Annotated in this window: 18 protein-coding genes and 1 riboswitch; of the genes, 5 read left to right on the top strand and 13 right to left on the bottom strand. The window is 71.9% G+C overall.

Annotation, left to right across the window (positions count from 1 at the left end):
* Window positions 1-480: 480 nt before the first annotated feature.
* The 10 genes from ACJJVL_RS07715 to ACJJVL_RS07670 form a co-directional block, all read right to left on the bottom strand.
* Window positions 481-2,070 (bottom strand): ABC transporter substrate-binding protein, encoded by a 1,590-nt coding sequence (locus ACJJVL_RS07715; RefSeq protein ID WP_405217916.1) that lies wholly within the window; start codon window positions 2,068-2,070, stop codon window positions 481-483.
* A gap of 377 nt (window positions 2,071-2,447) precedes the next feature.
* Window positions 2,448-5,291: an aminomethyl-transferring glycine dehydrogenase gene (gene gcvP, locus ACJJVL_RS07710; protein WP_405217914.1), complete on the bottom strand. Its 2,844-nt coding sequence runs from the start codon at window positions 5,289-5,291 to the stop codon at window positions 2,448-2,450.
* Window positions 5,291-5,650 (bottom strand): glycine cleavage system protein GcvH, encoded by a 360-nt coding sequence (gene gcvH, locus ACJJVL_RS07705; RefSeq protein WP_405217913.1) that lies wholly within the window; start codon window positions 5,648-5,650, stop codon window positions 5,291-5,293. Before gcvH ends, gcvP begins: the two co-directional genes overlap by 1 nt.
* Window positions 5,647-6,765 (bottom strand): glycine cleavage system aminomethyltransferase GcvT, encoded by a 1,119-nt coding sequence (gene gcvT / locus ACJJVL_RS07700; protein ID WP_405217912.1) that lies wholly within the window; start codon window positions 6,763-6,765, stop codon window positions 5,647-5,649. Before gcvT ends, gcvH begins: the two co-directional genes overlap by 4 nt.
* A 62-nt stretch (window positions 6,766-6,827) precedes the next feature.
* Window positions 6,828-6,914, bottom strand: a riboswitch (glycine riboswitch).
* 31 nt (window positions 6,915-6,945) lie between these two features.
* Entirely contained in the window at window positions 6,946-7,329 is a 384-nt protein-coding gene (gene mnhG / locus ACJJVL_RS07695; RefSeq protein ID WP_405217911.1) for a monovalent cation/H(+) antiporter subunit G, read from the bottom strand.
* Window positions 7,326-7,733, bottom strand: a complete 408-nt coding sequence (locus ACJJVL_RS07690; protein WP_405217910.1) for a monovalent cation/H+ antiporter complex subunit F — start codon at window positions 7,731-7,733, stop codon at window positions 7,326-7,328. Before ACJJVL_RS07690 ends, mnhG begins: the two co-directional genes overlap by 4 nt.
* Window positions 7,733-8,263 carry a Na+/H+ antiporter subunit E gene (locus ACJJVL_RS07685; RefSeq protein WP_405217909.1) on the bottom strand — a complete coding sequence of 177 codons (531 nt, stop codon included), beginning with the start codon at window positions 8,261-8,263 and terminating at the stop codon, window positions 7,733-7,735. The genes ACJJVL_RS07690 and ACJJVL_RS07685 overlap by 1 nt, the downstream gene beginning before the upstream one ends.
* A complete protein-coding gene (locus tag ACJJVL_RS07680; RefSeq protein WP_405217908.1) occupies window positions 8,260-9,768 on the bottom strand; it encodes a Na+/H+ antiporter subunit D in 1,509 nt (502 codons plus the stop codon). Before ACJJVL_RS07680 ends, ACJJVL_RS07685 begins: the two co-directional genes overlap by 4 nt.
* Window positions 9,768-10,235, bottom strand: coding sequence for a Na(+)/H(+) antiporter subunit C (locus ACJJVL_RS07675; RefSeq protein ID WP_405217907.1), 468 nt, complete (start codon window positions 10,233-10,235; stop codon window positions 9,768-9,770). The genes ACJJVL_RS07680 and ACJJVL_RS07675 overlap by 1 nt, the downstream gene beginning before the upstream one ends.
* Window positions 10,232-13,078 (bottom strand): Na+/H+ antiporter subunit A, encoded by a 2,847-nt coding sequence (locus tag ACJJVL_RS07670; protein ID WP_405217906.1) that lies wholly within the window; start codon window positions 13,076-13,078, stop codon window positions 10,232-10,234. The genes ACJJVL_RS07675 and ACJJVL_RS07670 overlap by 4 nt, the downstream gene beginning before the upstream one ends.
* A 98-nt stretch (window positions 13,079-13,176) precedes the next feature.
* Between ACJJVL_RS07670 and ACJJVL_RS07665 the strand changes: the two genes are divergently transcribed.
* Genes ACJJVL_RS07665 through ACJJVL_RS07655 form a run of 3 tightly spaced genes read left to right on the top strand, consistent with a single transcriptional unit; the run spans window position 13,177 to window position 18,534 of the window.
* Window positions 13,177-14,331 (top strand): exonuclease SbcCD subunit D, encoded by a 1,155-nt coding sequence (locus tag ACJJVL_RS07665; protein ID WP_405217904.1) that lies wholly within the window; start codon window positions 13,177-13,179, stop codon window positions 14,329-14,331.
* Window positions 14,328-17,363 (top strand): AAA family ATPase, encoded by a 3,036-nt coding sequence (locus ACJJVL_RS07660; RefSeq protein WP_405217903.1) that lies wholly within the window; start codon window positions 14,328-14,330, stop codon window positions 17,361-17,363. Before ACJJVL_RS07665 ends, ACJJVL_RS07660 begins: the two co-directional genes overlap by 4 nt.
* A 10-nt stretch (window positions 17,364-17,373) precedes the next feature.
* Window positions 17,374-18,534 (top strand): LOG family protein, encoded by a 1,161-nt coding sequence (locus ACJJVL_RS07655; RefSeq protein ID WP_405217901.1) that lies wholly within the window; start codon window positions 17,374-17,376, stop codon window positions 18,532-18,534.
* Between the two features lie 246 nt (window positions 18,535-18,780).
* Here ACJJVL_RS07655 and ACJJVL_RS07650 read toward each other — a convergent pair whose 3' ends face one another.
* Window positions 18,781-19,485, bottom strand: a complete 705-nt coding sequence (locus ACJJVL_RS07650) for a hypothetical protein (RefSeq protein ID WP_405217900.1) — start codon at window positions 19,483-19,485, stop codon at window positions 18,781-18,783.
* A gap of 94 nt (window positions 19,486-19,579) precedes the next feature.
* Here ACJJVL_RS07650 and ACJJVL_RS07645 point away from each other — a divergent pair, with 94 nt between their 5' ends.
* On the top strand, window positions 19,580-20,065 hold the full coding sequence (locus tag ACJJVL_RS07645) for a general stress protein (protein ID WP_405217899.1): 486 nt from the start codon (window positions 19,580-19,582) through the stop codon (window positions 20,063-20,065).
* On the opposite strand, the gene ACJJVL_RS07640 is transcribed toward ACJJVL_RS07645, so the two are convergent.
* Window positions 20,037-21,566 carry an MDR family MFS transporter gene (locus tag ACJJVL_RS07640; protein ID WP_405217898.1) on the bottom strand — a complete coding sequence of 510 codons (1,530 nt, stop codon included), beginning with the start codon at window positions 21,564-21,566 and terminating at the stop codon, window positions 20,037-20,039. The two genes, ACJJVL_RS07645 and ACJJVL_RS07640, sit on opposite strands and share 29 nt — an antisense overlap.
* An 81-nt stretch (window positions 21,567-21,647) precedes the next feature.
* Window positions 21,648-22,055: a VOC family protein gene (locus tag ACJJVL_RS07635; RefSeq protein WP_405217896.1), complete on the bottom strand. Its 408-nt coding sequence runs from the start codon at window positions 22,053-22,055 to the stop codon at window positions 21,648-21,650.
* 73 nt (window positions 22,056-22,128) lie between these two features.
* On the opposite strand from ACJJVL_RS07635, the gene ACJJVL_RS07630 reads away from it, so the two are divergent.
* Window positions 22,129-22,785 carry a TetR/AcrR family transcriptional regulator gene (locus ACJJVL_RS07630; RefSeq protein WP_405217895.1) on the top strand — a complete coding sequence of 219 codons (657 nt, stop codon included), beginning with the start codon at window positions 22,129-22,131 and terminating at the stop codon, window positions 22,783-22,785.
* Window positions 22,786-22,857 lie beyond the last annotated feature (72 nt).

The raw sequence follows: 22,857 nt of genomic DNA, 5'->3' as shown, positions 1-22,857 counted from the left end.
ATCGTGATCGGTTGGATGACCTCACCGGGCCGGGCGGACACAACATTGAGTAGTCGTGGTCGGACAGAGTCCTATTAGGTCACGTCCCCGCCCGGCTCGGCCTTCCGACCGAACCAACGGCAGCGGCCCCGGAACCGTGACCGACAAGTCCTACGAATGACATCGTGAGAGTCGGGCGAGGAGAAGGCCAGGCCACGGACCCGGAACCACCACCACCATCCTCAATGTCGAGGAGCGGACGGGCGCAGCCCGCCCGCGTCACGAGACCGGAACCCGCCCCCGCAGATCTGTGACGCGCGCTGCGCGCGCTCCTCGATCAACGAGCGCCAACGCTGCGCGCGCTCCTCGATCAACGAGTGGTCCGTAGGTCGAGGAGCGGACGGGCGCAGCCCGCCCGCGTCACGAGACCGGAACCCGCCCCACAGATCTCGTGACGCGCGCTGCGCGCGCTCCTCGATCGACCGACAGTCCGCAGGCGCGCTACGGCGCCGGGGTCGCGCTGTCGATCGACCACTCCCAGACGTTCCAGGTGAGCGATGCCGCTCCCGGACGCGGCGTGACGCCCCGCACGTCGGCCGCCGCGATCGTCAGCCGCTCGGGCTCCGCGATCGGCAGCAGCAGGGCGTCTGCGACGAGAGCGGTCTCGAGCTCCAGCAACGTCCCCTCCAGCGCGTCCTGATCGGCAGTCGCCAGCGCCTCGTCGAGCAGGGCGTCGCGCTCGGTGCTGCCAGCGGCCGTGATGCCACCGCCCCGCCAGCGCTTCGCGATCTCGGCCACATCCGAGGGCACGGGCGTCTGGCGCAGCACCGCATGCCAATCGTCCTGCTTGAGACCCGCAGCCAGATCATCGACGCCGCAGTCGCGCACGGCCCACCCGGCCTCGGGTGCCTGCGCCTGCATCGCCTCGACGAACGCGGCCGCGAACGGCTCCGCACGATCGAAGCGCACGCAGACCTCGGCACCGGCCGGGATCGCCATCGATTCGCGCAGCATCGCGGCAGCCTCGGGGTCGGCGTTGCCGAACCGGTCGCCGAAGCCGGAGTCCTCGAGCGCATAGCCGTAGACGCGCGTGTCCGCGCGGAACAGGATCGAGTCGGTGGTCGTCACGGAATCCTGCGCGCGGTCCCCCAGGGCCGCCGCCACCGCATCCGACCGATCGAGCGACTGCAGGAACGATGTGCGGGCCTCGACGGTCTGGAACGGCGCGCGGTCGGTGCGCAGCGCCAGCTCCCAGCGCATCCCGGTGGTGCCGCTCACGAGCGAAGCGTCATCGCGCTCGAGGTCGCGCAACTGGCCGCTGTCGTCGTCGCTCGGCGCGATGGTCGCTACGTCCAGCTCGCCAGCGGTCAGCCCGTCGAGCGCCGCGCGGTCGTCGGCCACGGGCTGCAGCGCCACCCGCTGGATCGCGGCGCCCTGCGCGCCCACGTACGCGCTGTTCGCGAGCAGCTCGACGCGGCCGTGCTGGACGGTGTCGACGCGGTACGGACCGCTCGAGAGCAACAGCCCAGGATCCGGCGCCAGCGGGTCGATCGTGAGCGCACTCCCCCAGGCCACGGCGAGCGGCTCGAGCACGAGCGGGTCGGCGCGGTCGATCGCGTCGAGCACCGCCTGCTTCGCCTCCATCGGGTCGTCGACGCCGAGCACGCGCTGGCCGAGCAGGTGCGCCGGCACAGCAACATCGAGCGCCTGGCGCCAATCGGGGATCGGCTGCGAGAGCTCGACATCGATCGAGCGAGCCCAGTCGTCATGCACCGCCGCGGTCGCATGGCGCATGCCTCCTGGGTCGGCCACGTCGAACCAGACCGCGTCGTCGGGCAGGTCGAGCGCGCCGTCGGGGCCCCGGAGCACTGCCAGATCGAGGTCGGACGTCGACAGGGCATTGGATGTCGCTGCCCACGCGAGCATCAGGTCCGCCGCGTCGACGGGCACGCCGTCGGACCAGCGGACCCCGTCGGCGAGGTCGTAGCGCACGGTGAACGGCGCCTCGCTCACGATCGTGGTCGTGCCGAACGTCGGGTCCTCGCGCACCTCGCCCTCGTTGTCGACGATGGCGAACGCCCCGCGGGTCATCGCTGCGACGTCGCGGTTGCCGGCCGTGGCCCCCGGCGTGCTCGCGGCGTTGACAGAGGTGAGCTCGCCGGCCCAGGCGACGTCGACGCTCGTGCCCTCCTCGACGCGCGGTGGGAAGGCGGGGTCGCCGCAGGCCGACAGGGCGAGGGCTGCGATCGCGGCGGCGGCGATCGCGATGGGGCGGACCGGTCTCGTGACGCGCGCGGCTGCGCCGTGCGCTCCTCGACCTACGGACAGGGGTCGGACCGGTCTCGTGACGCGCGCGGCTGCGCCGTGCGCTCCTCGACCTACGGAGGAAAGGACGCGCCCGGCGGAGCCGTGCGCTCCTCGACCTGCGGGAGTGGGCAGGCGCGCGCTACCGCCCGCTGCGGGGGGCATCAGGCGAAGGCCTCCACGGGCGGGCAGCTGCAGACGATGTTGCGGTCGCCGTACGCCTGATCGATCCTCGCCACCGGCGGCCAGTACTTCGCACGCTCGACGCCGGGCACCGGGAAGACCGCTTGCTCGCGCGTGTACGGCCGATCCCACTCGCCGTGCACGATCGATCCCGCGGTGTGCGGCGCACGCTGCAGCGCGCTCTGCTCGAGCGGCACCTCACCCCGGCCGATCGCGTCAGCCTCTGCCTTGATCGCGATCATGGCGTCGATGAAGCGGTCGATCTCGGCCAGGTCCTCCGACTCCGTCGGCTCGACCATGAGGGTGCCCGCGACCGGGAACGACATCGTCGGAGCGTGGAACCCGTAGTCGACGAGGCGCTTCGCGACATCGTCGTTCGAGACCCCGGTCGCCTCCTTCAGCGGACGCAGGTCGAGGATGCACTCGTGCGCGACGAGGTCGTGCTCACCCGTGTAGAGCACGGGGTAGTGCTCGCGAAGCCGCGCAGCGACGTAGTTGGCGGCGAGCACCGCGCTCGCCGTCGCCTTCGTCAGTCCCTCCAGCCCCATCATGCGCACGTAGGCCCACGAGATCGGCAGGATTGAGGCGGAGCCCCACGGCGCACCGGAGAGCGGGTTCGTGCCCATCGTGAGTCCGTCGACCTCCTGGGAGGAGACGCGCGGATCCTGCGGGAGGAACGGCGCGAGGTGCGCCTTCGCCGCCACCGGGCCCACGCCCGGGCCGCCGCCGCCGTGGGGGATGCAGAAGGTCTTGTGCAGGTTCAGGTGGGAGACGTCCCCGCCCATCTCGCCGAACGTCGCGTGCCCCAGCAGCGCGTTGAGGTTCGCGCCGTCGATGTAGACCTGGCCGCCGGCGTCGTGCACGAGGTCGGTCACTCGCCGGATCTCGGACTCGTAGACGCCGTGCGTCGACGGGTAGGTGATCATGAGTCCCGCGAGGTCGTCAGCGTGGCTGGCGATCTTCGCCTCGAGATCGGAGAGGTCGACGTCGCCGTTGCCGCTCGTCGCGACCACCACGACGCGGCATCCTGCGAGCACCGCGCTGGCGGCGTTCGTGCCGTGCGCGGAGGCGGGGATGAGCACCACGTCGCGATGCTGCTCCCCGCGCGAGCGGTGGTAGCCCCGGATCGCCAGCAGACCGGCGAGCTCGCCCTGCGCGCCGGCGTTCGGCTGCAGCGAGACGGTGTCGTAGCCGGTGATCTTCGCCAGCCAGTCGCTCAGCTGGTCGATGAGCGCGAGCGACCCCGCGGCGTCGTCGAGCGGCGCGTAGGGATGCAGCTGGGAGAACTCGGGCCAGGTGATCGCCTCCATCTCGGCAGCCGCATTCAGCTTCATCGTGCACGAGCCCAGTGGGATCATGCCGCGATCGAGGGCGTAGTCGCGGTCGGCGAGCCGCTTCGCGTAGCGCATCAGCTGCGTCTCGGAGCGGTGCGCAGAGAACACCTCGTGCGTCATGAACTCGGTCGTGCGCAGCAGTGAGGCGGGGATCGCCGACGCGTCGTCATCGGCTGCGTCGAGCTCGAGCGCGTCGAGCAGCTTGGGCAGCGGCACGCCCGTGCCGACCTCGGCCCAGGTCTCGTCGAACGCGACGTGGAGCGTGTCGGCGTCGACGGCGTGCACGAGGATGCCGGCGTCCGCGGCCTTCGACCGCAGCTCCTGCGCCCGCCCGGGCACCCGCATCCGCACCGTGTCGAAGAACGACTCGTGCACGAGCTCGACGCCCGCGGCGCGGGCAGCAGCCGCGAAGCGCTTCGCGACGCCGTGGACGCCCTCAGCGATTGCCGTCAGGCCGTCGGCGCCGTGATAGACGCCGTAGAACGACGCCATGACGGCCAGCAGCACCTGCGCGGTGCAGATGTTGCTCGTGGCCTTCTCGCGACGGATGTGCTGCTCGCGAGTCTGCAGCGTCAACCGGTACGAGGGGTAGCCGTCGGCGTCCTGCGAGACGCCGGCCAGGCGGCCGGGCATCTGCCGGGTGAGCTTCTCGGCGACGGCCATGTAGCCGGCGTGCGGTCCGCCGAAGCCCATCGGCACGCCGAAGCGCTGCGACGAGCCGACAGCGATGCGCGCACCCTGCGTGCCGGGCGCCTCGATGAGGGTGAGCGCGAGCAGGTCGGCGGCCGCCACCGGCACGCCGCCCATCTCGGTGGATGCGGCGAAGATCCCGCTCGCATCCCACACCAGCCCGGAGGCGCCGGGCAGCTGGGCGATCACGCCGAAGGAATCGGGCAGGTCAGCGGGCGCGAGCGTGGCGAGCGGCAGCTCGACGAGCTCGATGCCCGTGGCGCCGGCGCGGTGGCGCAGCAGCGCCTTCGACTGCGGCAGCAGGTCGGTGTCGACGACGAAGACCGACGATGCCGACTTCGAGCCGCGGCGGGCCAGCAGCATCGCCTCGACGACGGCGGTGCCCTCGTCGAGCATCGACGCGTTCGCGATGTCGAGGCCGGAGAGGTCGGCGACCATGGTCTGGAAGTTGATCAGCGCCTCGAGGCGGCCCTGGCTGATCTCCGGCTGGTACGGCGTGTAGGCGGTGTACCAGGACGGGTTCTCGAGGATGAGCCGCTTGATCGGCGCGGGGGTCACCGTGCCGGAGTAGCCGAGGCCGATGGCACTGTGCCGCACCCGGTTGCGACCGGCGAGCGCGCGCAGCTCCGCGAGCGCGGCCGTCTCGGAGGCGGCCTCGCCGATGCCGGTGCCCGCAGAGCGGATGCCCGCAGGCACCGCCGCGTCCATGAGCGCCTCGAGCGAATCGAACCCGACCGCGCCCAGCATGACCTGCTGCGCCGCCGCATCCGTGCCGATGTGGCGGTCGACGAAGGGGCGCATCAGGCGGTGAGCTCGCGGTACGACGCCTCGTCGAGCAGCTCCGGCTCCTCGGTGAAGCGCAGCTTCACGAGCCATCCCTCACCCTCGGCGCCGGAGTTCACGAGCGTGGGGTCGCCCGCGACCTCGTCGTTGACCTCGACCACCTCGCCGGCGGCGGGAGCGATGAGCTCGCCGACCGACTTCGTCGACTCGATCTCGCCGAGCGACTCGCCCGCGGCGAAGCTGCGGCCGACGCCCGGCAGGTCGACGTAGACGACGTCGCCCAGCTGCGCCTGCGCGTAGTCGGTGATGCCGACCGTCGCCACGTCACCCTCGACGCGGATCCACTCGTGGTCCTTGGTGTACTTGGTCTCGCTCATGCTCGGGCCTCTCGCTTGTAGAACGGCAGCTTGGTCACCGCGGCGGGCAGCGCCGTGCCGCGGACGTCGACGGACAGGGATTCGGAGTCGCGGGCGCCTGGCTCGACGAGCGCCATCGCGATCGGGTGGCCGAGCGTCGGCGACAGGGCACCGCTCGTGACGACGCCGACCGGACGGTCGCCGTCGAGCACCGGGTAGCCGGCGCGGGGCGCGCGGCGGCCCTCGGCGGTCAGGCCGATGAGCACCGGGGCGCCGTCTGCGGGGCCCGCCTCGATGGCGCTGCGGCCGACGAAGTCGCCCTTGGTCTTGAGCGCCACCACGCGGCCGAGCCCGACCTGCGCGGGCAGCACGTCGAGCGAGAGCTCGTGGCCGTAGAGCGGCATGCCGGCCTCAAGGCGCAGCGTGTCGCGTGCCGCGAGTCCGCAGAGCGTGAGGTCGTGCTCCTCGCCGGCGATGACGGCAGCGCGCCAGAGGTCCTCGGCGGCGTGCGACGCGATGTAGAGCTCGAAGCCGTCCTCGCCGGTGTAGCCGGTGCGTGCGATCAGCACGTCCTCGCCCTCGAAGACGCCCGGCAGTGCCCTGTAGTAGGCGAGCTCGTCGAGCGACTCCGACTCGATGCCGAGGCGCGCCACGATCGCGAGCGCAGCAGGACCCTGCACTGCGATCAACCCGGTCTGCTCGGTCTCATCGGCGATCGAGGCGTCGAAGCCGGCGATGCGGGTCTCGAGTGCGTCGAGCGCAGCGTGGCGGTTGGAGGCGTTCGCGACGAGCAGGAACTCCGACCCGCCCGTGCGGTAGACGATCAGGTCGTCGACGATGCCGCCGTGCTCGGCGAGCAGCAGCGAGTACTTGGCCTGCCACAGCTCGATGGTGGACAGGCGCCCCGCGAGCGCGTGGTCGAGGAAGCTGCCGGCGTCGGGCCCGCTGACGCGGAGCTCCGCCATGTGGCTGAGGTCGAACAGCCCCGCGCGCTCCCGCACCGCCTGGTGCTCAGCCAGGTCGGAGCCGTAGCGGACGGGCATCTGCCACCCCGCGAAGTCGATCAGCTGCGCTCCCGCAGCCTCGTGCACGGCCAGCAGCGGCGTCTGCGGCCCTGGCGTCTCCGATGCGGTCATGAGTCCTCCATTGGTCTGGACTCCCCCACAGTCGTCGATCGGTCAGACCTGCTCCTGTGTGGCCTTCCCGAGCGGTTCTAGGACCTGAGAGTTTGGCGGGGAGGCTTGCTCCTTCGGTGCTCCCGAAGGAGCTCTCCCGCGCGGGCGTGCAGCGGCCGGCTGTGTCGTGCTGGTCCGATCCTACCTGCTCCCGACGCGCGCGTCCGGATCGTCGTCGGAATCCTCGTCGGCATCCGGTGCGTGGTCGTCGACCACCACGATGTCGGCTCGGAACTGCCCGGTCCGGTAGGCCGCCTTGCCCATCATCTGGGTCGCGGCGGGCGCGGTGACGAGCTGCAGGCCCGCAGCCAGGATGAGCGCCATGGTCGCGGATGGTTCGCGCAGCACGAGCGCGAGGCCCGCGCACAGGAGCACGAAGCCGAGCGACTGCGGCTTCGAGGCCGCATGCATGCGGTTGAGCACATCCGGCAGCCGCACCAGCCCGATGGCAGCCGTCAGCGTGAACGAGGCTCCGATGAGGATGAGCACCGACCCGAGCACATCGAGGATGGAGCCGAGCGTCATCGCGCAGCCCCCTCGGCCTCGTCGTCCTGCACGGCGCTGTCGTCCTGCACGGCGCTGTCGTCCTGCACGGCGCCGCGCTTGTCGGGTGCATCGCCCTCTGCCGGGTCGGGATCCGCCCCACGCGCCGATGGGCCCGTCCCGACCACGCGACCGCGGCCGGCGACGAAGCGCGCCATCGAGACGGTCCCGGCGAACGCGAGCAGCGACAGCACCAGCATCACGACGATCGTGTAACTGCGGTGGTTGATGGCCGCCTCGACGGCGATGGCACCCGCGACCGTCGTGATGAGCACATCGGTGGCGACGACCCGGTCGGCGGGACCCGGGCCGCGCACGATGCGGAACACCGTCAGCGCAGCGGCGACCACGAGCATCACGCCGGCGATCATGAGCACGATCTGCATCAGTCCTCCTCCAGCAGTGCGCGGTCGGCGGCGGTGCCGAACGCCCACAGCGCGGTCGCCTCGGTGCGGCGGACGCTCTCCCTCGCGCGGTGGATCCGCTCCGGCGTCGACGCGTCGAAGACGTGCACGAGCACCCACCGCTCGCCGGCGTCGAGCGCCACAGACCCGGGTTCGAGCGTGATGAGCTCCGCCGTGATCGCGGTGATGAACATCGAGCTGCTGCGCAGCGGCACCCGGATGATGGCGTTCTTCGTCGGCCGCCAGAAGGCCAGCACCTGCACGGCGACGATGAAGCTCGAGATGGCCAGTCCCCAGAGCGTCACCACCACGAGCCGCGCGAATCCCACCGGGCGGAAGAAGCGCAGCTCCGGCACGTCGGGGAGCGGGAACGAGGCCTGGATCACGAGCGCGACGAGAATGCCCCAGAGCGCGGCGCCGAGCGAGATCTCGCCCCACAGCATCACCCACACGATGGCGAGCCCGACGGTCGCGACGATCGAGAAGCGTGCTCGCAGGTTCGGTCGCCTCACGGAATCGCCTCCTCGACCGCGGTCTGGTACGTGCCGCCGTGGATGTCGACGGCAGCGCGATAGGCGAAGTCGGTGAGCGGGCCGGCGATGACGGTCAGGCCGACCGTGATCGCGACGAGGGCGGATGCGGCGACGACCCAGATGCGCGGCAGCACCCGGAGGGAGTGCACCCGCGCGTCGTCCTCGCCGCGGTCCTGCCAGAAGGCGCGCTGCCACACGCGGATGACCGCGATCAGGGTGAGCAGGCTGGTCGCGATGCCGGCGATCACGGCGAGCAGCGCCCACGGGCTCTCGCTCGCGAGCGCGGCATCCATGAGCGCGATCTTCCCCAGGAAGCCCGAGAACGGCGGGATGCCGCCCAGGTTGAGCGCGGGCAGCAGGTACAGCACCGCGAGCAGGGGCACCGAGGCGAGGCCGCCGAGGCGCGCGAGGCTCGTCGATCCGCCGACGCGCTCGATCAGCCCGACGACGATGAACAGCGCGGTCTGCACGAGGATGTGGTGGACGATGTAGAAGATCGAGGCGCCCAGGCCCGCCTGCGAGCCGAGCGCGATGCCGAGCAGCATGTAGCCGATGTGGCTGACGAGCGTGAAGGACAGCAGTCGCTTGATCTCGCCCTGCGCGAGCGCTCCGAGGATCCCGAGCAGCATGGTCAGGATCGCCACCACCAGCAGCAGATCGGTGAGCGGGCTGTCAAGGAACAGCAGCGTCTGCAGCCGGATCAGGGCGTAGACGCCGACCTTCGTCAGCAGTCCCGCGAAGACGGCCGTGACGCTCGCAGGCGCAGTCGGGTAGGAGTCAGGCAGCCAGGACTGCAGGGGGAAGATCGCCGCCTTGATGCCGAAGACCACCAGCAGCAGCAGCTGGATCGTCAGCTGCAGCGAGGGGTCGAGTGCCGCGAGCCGCTCGGGGAGCTGCGCGAAGCTCACGGTGCCGGTCGCGCCATAGACGAGCGCGATCGCCAGCAGGAACAGCAGCGAGGAGAGCACGCTCACCACCACGTAGGTGGAGCCGGCGCGCACCCGCTCCCTGGTGGCGCCGAGCATGATCAGCACGTAGGAGGAGAACAGCAGCGTCTCGAAGCCGACGAACAGATTGAAGAGATCACCAGCGAGGAAGGCGTTGGAGATGCCGGCCGTCAGCACCAGGAAGGTCGGGTGGAACACCGACACCGGCGCCCCATCCGCACCGTCGGCGATGTCGCGCCGCGAGGGGAAGATGACGACGATGGCGACGACGACGCTGGAGACCAGCACCATGAGCGAGGAGAGCCGGTCGGCGACGAGCGAGATCCCGAGCCCGTCCGGCCAGGCTCCGACCCAGAGCACCACGGGGCCCTGCGCATCCGCGGCCAGGCAGAGGATGAGCGCGAGCACCGCGACCAGCGCCAGCGTGGTGCCCGAGACGATCTTCTGCCACGCGGGGTGCCGGGCGAGGATCAGCGTGATGCCGGCGGCCAGCAGCGGCAGCAGCACGGGCAGCGGCACGAGGTTCGCGAGATCCATCAGCGCCCCGAACCGTCGGTGCGTCGGCCGCGGCCGTTGTCGAACCGGCCGCCCGATTCCGTGTCGTCATCGCCGGACGACTGCTCGTCGAAGCCCTCACTCGAGAGATCGGCCTCGGCGCGCCGACGCACGATGGCGTCCTCGACGTCGTCGGCGACCTCGTCGTGCCCCTCGAGCTGGAACGAGCGGTACGACATCGCCAGCAGGAAGGCGCTGGTGGCGAGCGAGATGACGATGGCGGTCAGCACCATCGCCTGCGGCAGCGGATCGGCGATCAGCTCGGGATCCTCGCCGACGATCGGCGCGAGCCCGGCCGGACCGGAGGAGACGAGGAAGAGCAGGTTGACGCCGTTGCTCGCAAGCATCACGCCGGCGAGGATGCGCATGAGGCTGCGCTCCAGCAGCAGGTAGATGCCGGCTGCGATGAGGATGCCGCCCGCGACCGCGAGCACGAGGGTGGGGGTCATTCGCGCATCCCCGCTGCCGGCAGCGATCGATCCGAGCTCCACTGCGGGCGGGGCGCGAGGTTCTGCTCGCTGTGCAGGTCGATGCCGGCGCCCAGCGACCGGACGAAGTCGAGCATCGCCCCGATCACGATCAGCCACACGCCGATGTCGAAGAACACCGACGTGACGAGCTTCTGCTCGCCGAGCAGCGGCAGCGTCGCCTCGATCGCGTACGACTCCCCCACGCGGCCGCCGATGAGCACGGGCCAGAGCACGCTGAGCACCACCACCGCCATGCCGCCGCCCAGCAGCTTGCCGGCATCGAAAGGCACCGCCTCCAGCAGCTCATCGCTGCCGCCGGCGAGGTACCGCACCGCGAGTGCGATCCCTGCCACGAGGCCGCCGGCGAATCCCCCGCCGGGCTCGTTGTGGCCGACCGCCAGGAGGTAGATGGAGACGAGCATCATCACGGGGAACAGCAGCCGCGTCACCACCTCGAGCACCGGCGACGCCCGCTGCTCATCCGTGAAGGCACCGCGCAGCCACGTGCGTCGGCCCGTGGAGGAGAGCGACTGGCGCAGCACGCTGCGCCCCCCGGACGGGCGACGCACGAAGATGAGGCTCGCGACGCCGGTCGCGGCCGCCAGCACGACCGCGACCTCGCCCAGGGTGTCCCACGCGCGGATGTCGACGAGCGTGACGTTGACGATGTTCTCGCCGTGGCCGAAGTCGTAGGCCTGCTGATAGAAGCCGAGCGAGATGGGTTCGCCGGTGCGCGACTGGAGCGTGGCAAGCGATGCGATCGCCGCGAACGTGCCGACCGCGATGCCGAGCGCGGCGCGCAGGTAGCGCGCAGCCCGGAGGGGACGGTTCGTGAAGTACTTCGGCAGTCGCCGCAGCACCAGCACCAGGATGACGAGGAAGACCGTCTCCGCCAGCACCTGGGTGAGCGCCAGATCCGGCGCGCCGTGCAGCAGGAACAGCAGCGCGACGCCGTAGCCGACCACCGAGAGCAGCATGAACGCCTTCAGCCGGCCCCGCGTCGTGGTGGTGGCGATCGCGCCGATGCTCACGAGCACGGCGGCCGCGACCTGGCCCGCGGAGTCGAACGGCCTGACATCCGCCGTGAGCGCCCCCGACAGCAGCAGCGCGGCCCCCGGGAAGGCGACCACGACGAGCAGGATCGTCGTCAGGTGCATGGGCAGCGAGCCGGTCTGGATGCGTCCGGTCACCTCGACGGCGAGCCGGTCGAGCCCGCGCAGGCCCGCGTAGTAGCTCCGCTCGAACGGATCCGTCCCCGTCGGCGCAGCACGCCGGCCTCCGTAGCGCAGGTGCAGCAGGGTGCCCAGCACCCAGGCGGCGGCAGAGGAGACGAGCGCCAGCGTCACGCCGTGCCAGAGCGCAAGATGCGGCGCCTCCTCGCCTGCCGGGACCGCGGCGCTCTGCGGCTGCAGGAGCGCGGTGGCGGTGTCGCCGGCGAAGCCCGCCGCGAGACCACCCAGCGCGAGCACGACCGGGGCGATCACGAGCCAGCGCGACGTCCGCTTCGGCTCGCCGCGCAGCCTGCCGAAGAACGTGCCGACGATGAGCCGCAGCGAGTAGGCGATCGTGAGCGCTGCGCCGACCGCGATGCCGAGGAACGCGACCCAGCCGAGCGCCATGAGGTCGCCGCCGGCGTCGCTGAGCGCGGCGTCGAGCGCGGCCTCCTTGCCGAGGAAGCCGAGGGTCGGCGGGATCCCCGCCATCGACGCAGCTGCGAGGATCGCGGCGCCCGCCGTCCACGGCATCCGCCTCGCCAGGCCGCCCAGCTCGCGCAGGTCGCGGGTGCCGGTCGACTTGTCCACCACCCCCACCACCATGAACAGGGCCGCCTTGAACGCCGCGTGGGCCGCGAGCAGCGTGAGGCCCGCCTGCATCGACGCCTGGGTGCCGATGCCGAGCACCGTGACGAGCAGGCCGAGCTGGCTCACGGTGCCGTGCGCGAGCAGCACCTTGATGTCGAGCTGCCGCATCGCGCGGACCGCACCGAGCACCATGGTGACGACGCCGAGCGCGACGAGGCTCCAGCGCCACCAGGGCAGCTCGACGAAGGCCGGCGTGAGCGCCGCGATGAGGAAGATGCCGGCCTTGACCATCGCGGCGGCGTGCAGGAACGCAGAGACGGGGGTCGGCGCCGCCATGGCGCCCGGCAGCCAGTACTGGAACGGCACGATCGCCGACTTCGACAGCGCGCCGACGATCATGAGCGCCGCGGCCCAGGCTGCGGTGATGGATGTGGGCGGATCGGCGAGCGTCTCGGCAAGCGAGAAGGTGCCGGTGTCGGAGGCCAGCAGCAGGATCCCCGTGAGCATCGTGAGGCCGCCGATGGTGGTCACGATGAGGGCGGTCTGCGCCGCGCGGCGGCTGTTCGCAGAGCGGTGGTTGAGTCCCACGAGCAGGTAGCTGAAGATCGTCGTCAGCTCCCACCCGGTGATCAGCACGATGAGATCGTCCGCGAGCACGAGCAACAGCATCGAGGCCGCGAAGCCCGTCAGCAGCCCGACCGTCCGGTTGGCGAGCTTCGCGGACTCGAAGTACCAGGCGCAGTACAGGAAGATCAGGCCGCCGACCACGAGCACGACCATTGCCAGCAGCCACTGCAGCGTGCCGAGGCGAAGGTCGATCGCGATGCCGAGCGCCGGCATCCACTCGATCCGCTCCTGCAGGACCGCGCCCGCCGCGAGCTTCGGTGCCTGCATGCCGAACCAGACCGCGGCTGCCAGGCTCACGGCCGCGGGCAGCAGGAAGATGAGCCGCCCCACGCGGCCGCTGAGCGCGCTGGCGACCACGCCGAGCACGGCGAGCGTGGTCACGGTGAGCAGCACGCGGGGCAGACCCTCTCGACATGGGGGTGGGAGTGTGTCGATCCTACCGGCGCATGCCGCGCGCGGATGACGTCGGCGGTGCCCTCTAGCGTGGAGCCATGCGCCTGCTGCACACCTCCGATTGGCACGTCGGCCGCACCTTCCACGGCTCCGACACAGTTGACGCGCTCGCCGAGGTGCTGCGCGAGCTCGCGCGTCTGGTGCGCGAGCACCGGATCGACGCGGTGCTGGTGGCAGGCGATGTGTACGACTCGGCGATGCCGGCGGGGCGCCACGTCGACGCGCTCACCGCGGCGCTCGCCGACATCCGCGCTGCAGGCGCAGCCATCGTGCTCTCGAGCGGCAACCACGACTCGGCGGCGCGCCTGGGCGCAAACGCGGGCTTCGCGCGCGCCGGCGGCCTGCACTTGAGCACCCGGGCGCTCGAGCCCGAGTCCTGGCGCGTCGAGCTCGCCGACGAGCACGGCCCGGTGCAGGTCTTCGCCGTGCCCTACCTCGAGCCGGTGGCGCTGCGCGCGTCGCTGCCGGAGGCGGGCATCGGCAGCCAGGCGGACGCGATGCGGTGGGCGATGGATGCGGTGCGTGCGTCCCGCGCCGACCACCCCGGTCGCGCGGTCGTGCTCGCCCACTGCTTCGCCGCGGGCATCGCCGAGCCGGAGGACGACGCTCCGCGCGACATCACGGCCGGCGGCCTGGACGTCGTGCCGCTCACGCTCCTGGACGGCGTCGACTACGTCGCGCTCGGGCACATCCACTCGCGCCAGACGCTCTCGCCGGCGGTGCGGTACTCGGGCGCGCCGCTGCACTACTCCTTCCGGGAGCGCTCGCCCGAGCGCGGCGGATGGCTCGTCGACCTCGACGCCGCCGGCCTCGCGTCGGTCGAGTGGCTCAGCCTGACGGTGCCGAGGGAGCTCTCGACCATTCGGGGCGACCTCGACGACCTGCTGGCCGACGCGTCGCTCGCGGGGTCCGAGAGCCACTGGGTGCGGGCGCTGCTCACCGACCGGCTGCGGCCCGTGGATGCGATGCGGCGGCTCAAGGAGCGCTGGCCGCACGCCGCGGAGGTGCAGTGGCTCGGCGGCGAGGACGCGCCGACGCTCGACCTGCGGGCTCGACTGGCCAAGCGCAGCGGGGCAGCGGTCGTGGACGACTTCCTCGTGCACGTGCGCTCGGGCGTCGGTGCGAACGAGCCGGAGGCCGCGATCCTGCGCGAGGCGCTCGCGCGCGCGTCCGCAGCCGAGGTCGCGCAGTGAAGCTGCTGCGGCTCGAGCTCGCGGCATTCGGACCCTTCCGCGAGCGCTTCGAGATCGACTTCGCATCGTTCGATGCCGACGGGCTCTACCTCATCGCCGGACCGACGGGCGCTGGCAAGTCGACGATCCTCGACGCGATCGCCTACGCGCTCTACGGGAGCGCGCCGCGCTACGCGGGCGCGCCGCACGTGCGCAGCGATCTCGCCGGACCCGCCGAGACCACCTGGGTCGAGCTGGAGCTCGCGGTCGGCGATCGCATCCTGCGGATGCGCCGCACGCCGGAGTACGAGCGGCCCAAGCTCCGCGGCAGCGGGCTCACGAGGGAGCGCGCCACAGCGGCGCTGTGGGAGCGGAAGAACGGCTCGTGGCAGACGCTCGCGACGAGCGTCGACGAGGCGAGCACGGAGGTCGGGCGCATCCTCGGCCTGCGGAAGGACGAGTTCCTGCAGGTGATCCTGCTCGCGCAGGGCGGGTTCGCGGAATTCCTGCAGGCCGACAGCAAGGCGCGGAAGGCGCTGCTCGAGCGCCTGTTCGGCACCGGCAGCATGCGCCGGCTGCGCGAGCTCCTGCTGACCGACGCGCGAGCCATCGATGCCGAGCGCGAGGAGCAGGAGCGCGTGCGCGACGACCGGACCGCCCGCGTGCGAGAGGCAACGGCATCCCTGCGCATCGACGACGACGATCCCGACGCCGACGAAGATCCGGTCGCGGAGGGCGATCCTGCTGCCGGCGGCCACGCGGCGGAGCTCGCGGCACTCCAGGACGCCATCGCCGCGCACGTCGACCGCAGCGCTGCGCGCGCTGCGGCCGCCGCCGCCGTGGAACGCACCGCCCGGGCAGCGCGGGATGCGGCACTGGCAGTCGTGGAGCGCATCGCGCGGCGCGACGCTGCTGAGGCCGCGCTCGCCCGACTCGCCGAGGCGGCACCTGCGATCGACGAGGATCGCGAGCGGCTCGCGGACGCCGACCGCGCAGCGGAGGTCGCAGGGGCCCTGGAGCGGTGGACGCGAGCCGATGTCGAGGCCGAGGCCGCGGAGGCCGCGCTGCAGGCGGCGACGACTGCCCTGCCGGAGGGGATCGATCCGCAGCGCGACGCCGTCGAGGTGGAGCACGATGTGGCAGCCGAGGCTGCCGCACTGGCGGCTGAGACGCGCCGAATCGAGCGATCGCTGCCCGATCTCGAGCGCGCCGCACGGACGGCGTCCTCGACGGCGACAGCCGCCGCGGAGGGGGTCGTCGAGGCGAAGCGCATGCGCGCGGCCGCGCCGGCGGCGCGCCAGGCCCTCGTCGACGCCGTCGCGGCAGTCGGCGTGCTCGCGGCAGGCGCGGAGGCCGCCGCCGCGCGCGTCGCCGCTACCCGGGAGCGGGTCGCCGCACGGGCGGCCGCTGACGCGCTGGCCGCGCCGATCGATGCTGCGAAGGCATCGGCTGCCGGCACGGCGACCGCGCAGCGGAACGCGGCCGACGAGCTGCAGCGGCTGCAGGCGGCGCGCGTCGACGGCATGGCCGGCGAGCTGGCGGCGGAGCTGACCGTCGGTGATCCCTGCCCCGTGTGCGGCGCCCTCGAGCATCCGTCGCCGCACGCCCCCGCCCCGGAGGCCGTCACCGCCGACGACGTCGCGAGGGCGCTGGAGCGCAGCACGCTCGCGCTGTCGGCCGCGGGTGCAGCGAATGAGGCGCTCGCCGATCTCGAGCGGCAACTCGCCGGTCATCTCGGCCGCGCCGGTGATGCCGATCGCGCCTCGCTCGACGACGCGCTCGCACGCGAGGAGGCGGCGCTGCGGGATGCCGAGGCCGGCATCGCCGAGCGCGACGCGGTGACCAGGCGGCTCGCGGAGCATGACGACGAGGCCGCCCTGCTCGACCGACGGGTCGCCGAGCTGGAGCGGGAAGCCGAGACGCGCGGCAGCGACGCAGCGGCCGCGGGTGCGCGACTCGACGAGAGCCGCGAGCGACTCGCGCACGGCCTGCGCGGTCATGCCGACGCTGCGGCGCTGCTGGCTGCGACATCCGCGGTGCGCGATGTGCTCCGCGATTGGCTCGATGCGGACGCCGAGGCTGCGCGGGCCCTCGCGGAGCAGCAGGCGGCGGCGGCTGCGGGCGCCACCGCGCTCGCGGCGCACGACCTGCCCGGCCGTGACGCGACCGCAGCCATGCGACTGGAGCGCGCGGTCCGCGCAGCCACGCGCGAGCGCGTCGCCGCGCACGACGAGGCGGTGGCGAAGGCGCGAGGCGTACTGGCGCAGCCCGATCTCGCCGATCTCGGCGCACCACCAGCTCTCGAACCGCTCGAGGCTGCGCTCCGCGACGCCTCGCAGTCCGAGGCCGAGGCAGCGCGGGCGGCGGCGGCCGCCGAGGCGACCCGGCGGCACGCCGCCGCGGACCTCGCCGCGGCCGAGCGGGCGATCGCCGCGCTTGCCGACGGCGCAGAGCACGCGACGACCGTGCGGGCGCTCGCGCGAGCGCTCGACGGCAAGAACGAGCGCGCCCAGGACATCGAGACCTATGTGCTCGCCACCCGGCTCGCGACCATCATCGAGGCGGCGAACGCTCGGCTCGCGGCCATGACCGATGGCCGCTTCACACTCGTGCACGACGAGGAGCGCGCCTCGCACGGCAGGGCGAGCGGGCTGGGCATCGCCGTCGTCGACGCGCACACCGGCGTCGCACGCACGACGAGGTCGCTCTCCGGCGGCGAGACCTTCCTCGCCTCGCTGTCCCTCGCACTCGGACTCGCCGACGTCGTGCAGGCGGAATCTGGCGGCGTCTCGCTGGAGACCCTGTTCGTGGATGAGGGCTTCGGCTCCCTCGACCAGGACACGCTCGAGGCCGCGATGGCGACGCTCGACGAACTGCGGATCGGCGGCCGCAGCGTCGGCGTCATCAGCCACGTGCAGCAGATGCAGGAGCGGATCCCGGCACGCATCCGCGTCACGCCCGTGCCCGGCGGCGGCAGTCGGATCGTCGTGACCGGCAGCCAGGCGCCTGGGAAACTCGACAACGGTCGGGAGGCTGGGCGGCGGGCTGGGTAGGCTCCCCGGCATGCGCGACTTCGATCAACGCCCGCAGCACGGCCGGCAGCTCGACATCTCCTCCCTTGCGGCCTTCGACCACTTCGCGGGCGGGGCGGCCAGCATGGACGGCTGGCGCATCCAGGACGTCGACCTGCGGGACCGCGGGGACGAGCTGGAGCGCCTGCACGGTGCCGGAGCCCTCTTCCTGGGCGCCGACCTGCCAGAGGGCGCGAAGGAGCGCCTGATCGGCGACGGCGCGCTCGTCTTCGACGACGTGCCCGACACCCCGTTCAACGCCTACCGCTCCTCGCTCTACACGCCGGACGACCTGGTGCAGGGCCTGGAGCGCGGCTATCAGTCGAGCTTCGACGCCCGCGTGTATGCCTGGTCGCGCACACGCCACCACGACGTGGCCGACACGCTGGCCGCCTCCCTGCACGATCATGCGATCGATGACGCGCTCGCCGAGTGGGTGCAGGGCAAGCAGATCGTCGGGATCATGGGCGGCCACTCGCTGGCGCGAGACTCCGAGGCCTATCGTCGGGCCGCGCACCTCGCCCACGGGCTCGCCCGCGCGGGCCGGGTCGTCGCCACCGGTGGCGGGCCGGGCGCGATGGAGGCCGGCAACCTCGGCGCCCGTGCCGTCTCGCTCTCCCCCGACCAGCTCGACGCCGCAATCGACGAGCTCGCCGCCGTGCCCTCGTTCCACGGCTCCATCCCCGCGTGGATCGCGTCGGCGCGGAGGGTCGCGGCGCGTGTCGGCGACGGCGTCTCCCTCGGCATCCCGACCTGGCACTACGGTCATGAACCGCCCAACTCGTTCGCTACCGCGATCGCGAAGTACTTCCAGAACTCGGTGCGCGAGGACATCCTGCTGCGGGTCGCCAACGCCGGCATCGTGGTGCTGCCGGGCGCTGGCGGCACGGTGCAGGAGATCTTCCAGGATGCGTGCGAGAACTCCTACGCGGAGCAGGGCGCGTGGGCACCGCTGGTGCTGCTCGGCGAACAATTCTGGACGGAGACCCTGCCCGCGTGGCCGCTGCTGCAGGCGGTGATGCGCGGCAAGCCCGGTGAGGCGGGCATCGCCCTGGTCGACTCCAGCGACGACGCGGTCGCGAGGATCGCGGCGTTCGAGCCGCTGCCCACCGAGACCGCGATGCACGCGCCGGCACCCGCCGATCGGCGCTAGCGACGAGCGCTACGCCTCGAGCTCACCCGCGATGCGTCGTTCGATGTCGATGAGGTTCTCCGGGTCGCCGCGAAGCCGCACCCACCTCTCCGCAGAAATGTCGCAAGCGGCTCCCTCGCGGGCCGGTTGCGCGCCGATCGCGACATCTCTGCAAGCGCGCCAGGCCAGGGCTATCGAGCCGGCGCCCTCCTCCACGCCTGCCTCGCCGAGGCGCCCAAGGTTGGAGACGTGGCCTCGCGCCCGCCGCTACGCCTCGAGCTCACCCGCGATGCGTCGCTCGATGTCCTGCGTGGTCGCCTCGGGCAGCGCGATCAGCCCGTCGAGCTCCTTGCGCGCTCGACGGTAGGCGCTCTGCCGCTCTGCCGGAGTCGACGCCTCGCTCTCTGCCAGCGCCATCAGCCGCTGCGCCGACTGCAATCGGCCGCGCTCCGCCTCGCTGAATGCCGTCTGCGCGCGCCGCTTGGCCTCGCGCACGGCGGCCTCGAAGGCCACCTCGTAGTCGCGCACCGCCTCGCGGTAGCGCTCGAGTGCGCCCTCCGGGCGCAGTGCGCTCGCATCCTCCGGCCGCAGTCCGTCGGCGACGCGCTTCGCGCGGTGGAAGGTCTGCGTCAGCGGCTCGCGCATGTCGGTGACGAGCGGATAGTCGATGAGCTTCGCGACATCGAGCTCGAAGTCGAGCCAGCGCCGGTCTGCTTCGTCGTGATCGGCGAGCACGCGAGCGCTCTGGCGATCCCGTTCCGCCTGCTCGGCCCGGCGGTCGGAACTCGGGTGCTGCGTCGCCGCCCCCTCCACCGGCACCACGGGTGCCCGGCGCACTCGCTCCAGCTCGATGCGGTCACGCCGCCGCCGCTCGTTGTACTTCGCCGCCCCGCCGATCCATCCGCCGACGACCGGCCCGATCACGAAGATCAGCCACCAGTAGCTGCCGGCGAAGCGCAGGATGTCGTCCACTCGAGCAAGGTACCGGTCGGCACGCCTCGTGCGCCGATCACGGGCCGAGATGGGAGGATCGCCTCGACACCCGCACCCCTCGAGAGGAGCCATCGTGACCAACGCGCAGCAGCCCGTGCAGGGCCGGTCCCTGCCGGCCCCGGCGTCCACCATGATCGCCGAGTTCGGCACCTACCAGGAGGCGCAGGCGCTGGTCGACAAGCTCAGCGACGCGAAGTTCGCGGTGGAGCATGTCCGCATCGTGGGCACGGGGCTCACGACCGTCGAGCAGGTGCTCGGTCGCATGACCTACGGTCGCGCCGCGCTCACGGGCGCGCTCGGCGGCGCGTGGTTCGGCCTGTTCATCGGGATCCTCTTCGCGCTCATCGTCGGCAACGCCTGGGTCTGGGTCGTGTGGACCGTGCTGATGGGGGCTGCGTTCGGCATCATCGCGAGCGTGCTCCAGCACGCCATGACCGGCGGCAAGCGCGACTTCACCAGCCTCCAGACGCTGCAGGCCGAGCGCTACGGCGTGCAGGTGACGAACGAGCACGCGGGTGAAGCCGTGCGCATCATGGGGCAGCCGAACCCGACGCAGTAGTCGCCTGCTCGCGCTCGGCATCGCGGTGCTCCCGCTCGTCGGGCACGTCATCCGCGGGCTTCCGCAACCAGAACGTCGCGATGACGCCGAACACCCAGAGTGCTGCTGCGCCCATGAAGGCGGCTCGAGCACCCTCCAGCAGCGCCTCGCCGCTCGCGACACCCTCGGCGACCAGCTGCGTCTGCCTCGTGGCCATGATCGTGACGAATGCGGCGGTGCCAGCGGCGCCCGCGACCTGCTGCACGGTACCGACGATCGCCGAGCCGTGCCCGTAGAGGTGCTTGGGCAGCGACCCGAGCGACACCGTGAACAGGGGCGGGAACGTGAATGCGAACCCGAGCATGAGCACCATCTGCATGATGAGCACGAGCCACCACGGCGTGGAGACCTGCAGCGTCGTGTAGAGCAGCAGCGCCGCCATCACGACGATGCCGCCGGGGATCACGAGCGGCCGCGGGCCCCAGCGGTCGTAGAGGTTGCCGACCACCGGGCCGAGCACGCCCGTCAGCAGCGCGCCCGGCATCGTGATCAGGCCGACCTGCAGCGGCTCCAGCCCCAGCGCGTCCTGCAGCACCAGGGGCAGCAGGATGAGGGTGCCGAACATGGCTGCCATGGCGAACGCCATGATCAGCACCGCGGTGGTGAACAGCGGATGCCGGAACGTGCGCAGGTCGAGCAGCGCATCGTCGGTCCGCTGCAGCCTGCGCTGCCGGAGCACGAACGCCGTGAGGCTGACCGCGCCCGCGCCGAGCGCGACGGGCAGCTGCCAGGCGGGCAGCCCCTGTGCGCCGATGAGCGACAATCCGTACACGAGGCCACCGAAGCCGAAGCCGGCCAGGGGCACGGAGAGTCCGTCCAGACGCGGCCGGTGGGCCAGCGGTGCGCCGCTCAGGTTGCGGGCGCCGACGAGCAGCATCAGCAGCGCGAGCGGAGCGACGCCGAAGAAGATCCAGCGCCAGGAGGCGAACTGCAGGATGGCGCCGGAGACGGTCGGCCCGAGCGCGGGTGCGACCGACATGACCATCGAGATGGTGCCCATGAACGCACCGCGGCGAGCGGGCGGCACGAGCTCCATGACGGTGGTCATGAGCAGCGGGAAGACGATCGCGGTGCCGGATGCCTGCACGACGCGGCCGAGCAGCAGCAGCGGGAACGATGGTGCGAAGCCCGCGATCATGCTGCCGAGCACGAAGGCGCCCATGGCAGCGACATACAGCGTGCGCTTGCTGAACCTGGCCATCAGCCAGCCGGTGGCCGGGATGACCACCGCCATCGTGAGCATGAACGCGGTGGTCAGCCATTGCGCCGCGCGCTCGTCGATCGCCAGCACCGGATCCTCGATGAGGGTCGAGATCGCGACGTTCATCGCCGTCTCGTTGAGGATCACGACGAACGCCGAGACCAGCAGCGTGGCGATGATCAGTGCGCCGCCCGGGGGCAGTCGATGGGTCGCGGGATCCGGCTGCGACGTGGGCCGCTCGTTCTGGGTGTCGATCTGCATGGTGCTCCGAGAGGGCGGCGAGGCACCCGGCGGGCTGGTGCCCGCTGAGTGCGCTGCGTCGCGTGGAAGGAGGCTGCAGGATCAGTCCTGCGGGGCCTCCATGAAGAAGAAGTCGAGGATGTGGCCGTCGAGGTCGGTGAGCTGGCCGCCGTACATGCCCCATTCGTTCGCCTCGACAGGCTTGGACAGGGTACCGCCCGCGGCGGTGCCCGCAGAGGCCAACGCATCCACCTCCTCGCGGCTTCCCAACAGCAGCGCGAGCAGATTCTCGAGCATCCCCTCGGGCGCCCGGCGCTGGGAGCCGACCAGGAACTCATCGAACCGATCGTGCTCGAGCAGCATGATCGAGACCTGGTCGCTCACGACCATGCAGCTGGTCGTCTCGTCGCTGAACTGCGGGTTGACCGTGAACCCCAGGGCCTCGTAGAAGGCGGTCGCGCGCGCGGCATCCTGTACCGCGTAGTTGGGGAAGACCATCTGCACGGCCATGACGACTCCTAGCGGGTGAAGCGAGTGTGAACGGCGTTCACATTATGCCCGGCGACGGGTAGCGTCAAGGGCGATGGCGAGATCCGGCTACTTCCACGGCGATCTGCGTCGAGCATTGCTCGACGCAGGGTTCGATGTCGCGCGGGTCAGCGGGCCGGACGCGGTGAGCCTGCGGGAACTCGCACGGCTGGTCGGGGTCTCGCCGTCCGCGGTCTACCGCCACTTCGAGGACCGCGAGCAGCTCGTCTCCGCCATCGCGCGACGCGCGCAGGCGCTGGTCGCAGATGCCATGGAGGAGCGGATGTCGGCGGCCGCGAGCGGCTGCCCGCCGTCCGGGGACCGACGGCGCTGGGCCGACGGCCAGCTCGCGGCCGTCGGACTGGCCTACATGGAATCGGCATGGCACGAGCCCGGCCTGTTCCGCCTCGCCTTCCGCGCCCATCGCGACCTCGAGTCCGCCCATGACCCCGAGGCGCGCGGTGCGTGCGGGCGCACCCCGTACGAGCAGCTGGAGCGCGCGCTCGACGCACTCGAGGAGGTCGGCGAGCTCGCCGCAGCCGATCGGCCAGGCGCCGAGGCGCTCGCCTGGTCTGCCGTGCACGGCTTCGCAACCCTGACCGTCGACGGGCCGCTGCGCTCGCTCGACGTTGCCACTCGCAGCCATCTCGGCGCGCGGGTCGTGGAGATGGCGCGCCTCGGCCTCGCGCAGGCCGGGAGCCTGCAGCCGTGATCGAGCCACCCTCAGTCGGTCACCGAGGCACCCGCGACCTCGACTGCACGGCCCCTCGCTGTGCTATCAAGA

This window comes from Agrococcus sp. Ld7, assembly GCF_045064095.1.
Classification (GTDB): domain Bacteria; phylum Actinomycetota; class Actinomycetes; order Actinomycetales; family Microbacteriaceae; genus Agrococcus.
This window is presented reverse-complemented; position numbering and strand designations above follow the sequence as displayed.

What these genes read in the sequence shown, in the direction of transcription:
- ACJJVL_RS07675 (WP_405217907.1), bottom strand. Translation starts at nt 10,235, where the DNA reads ATGACCCCCACCCTCGTGCTCGCGGTCGCGGGCGGCATCCTCATCGCA.
- ACJJVL_RS07655 (WP_405217901.1), top strand. Translation starts at nt 17,374, where the DNA reads ATGCGCGACTTCGATCAACGCCCGCAGCACGGCCGGCAGCTCGACATC.
- ACJJVL_RS07690 (WP_405217910.1), bottom strand. Translation starts at nt 7,733, where the DNA reads ATGCAGATCGTGCTCATGATCGCCGGCGTGATGCTCGTGGTCGCCGCT.
- ACJJVL_RS07715 (WP_405217916.1), bottom strand. Translation starts at nt 2,070, where the DNA reads ATGACCCGCGGGGCGTTCGCCATCGTCGACAACGAGGGCGAGGTGCGC.
- ACJJVL_RS07635 (WP_405217896.1), bottom strand. Translation starts at nt 22,055, where the DNA reads ATGGCCGTGCAGATGGTCTTCCCCAACTACGCGGTACAGGATGCCGCG.
- ACJJVL_RS07630 (WP_405217895.1), top strand. Translation starts at nt 22,129, where the DNA reads ATGGCGAGATCCGGCTACTTCCACGGCGATCTGCGTCGAGCATTGCTC.
- ACJJVL_RS07665 (WP_405217904.1), top strand. Translation starts at nt 13,177, where the DNA reads ATGCGCCTGCTGCACACCTCCGATTGGCACGTCGGCCGCACCTTCCAC.
- gcvP (WP_405217914.1), bottom strand. Translation starts at nt 5,291, where the DNA reads ATGCGCCCCTTCGTCGACCGCCACATCGGCACGGATGCGGCGGCGCAG.
- gcvT (WP_405217912.1), bottom strand. Translation starts at nt 6,765, where the DNA reads ATGACCGCATCGGAGACGCCAGGGCCGCAGACGCCGCTGCTGGCCGTG.
- ACJJVL_RS07680 (WP_405217908.1), bottom strand. Translation starts at nt 9,768, where the DNA reads ATGGATCTCGCGAACCTCGTGCCGCTGCCCGTGCTGCTGCCGCTGCTG.
- mnhG (WP_405217911.1), bottom strand. Translation starts at nt 7,329, where the DNA reads ATGACGCTCGGCTCCATCCTCGATGTGCTCGGGTCGGTGCTCATCCTC.
- gcvH (WP_405217913.1), bottom strand. Translation starts at nt 5,650, where the DNA reads ATGAGCGAGACCAAGTACACCAAGGACCACGAGTGGATCCGCGTCGAG.
- ACJJVL_RS07640 (WP_405217898.1), bottom strand. Translation starts at nt 21,566, where the DNA reads ATGCAGATCGACACCCAGAACGAGCGGCCCACGTCGCAGCCGGATCCC.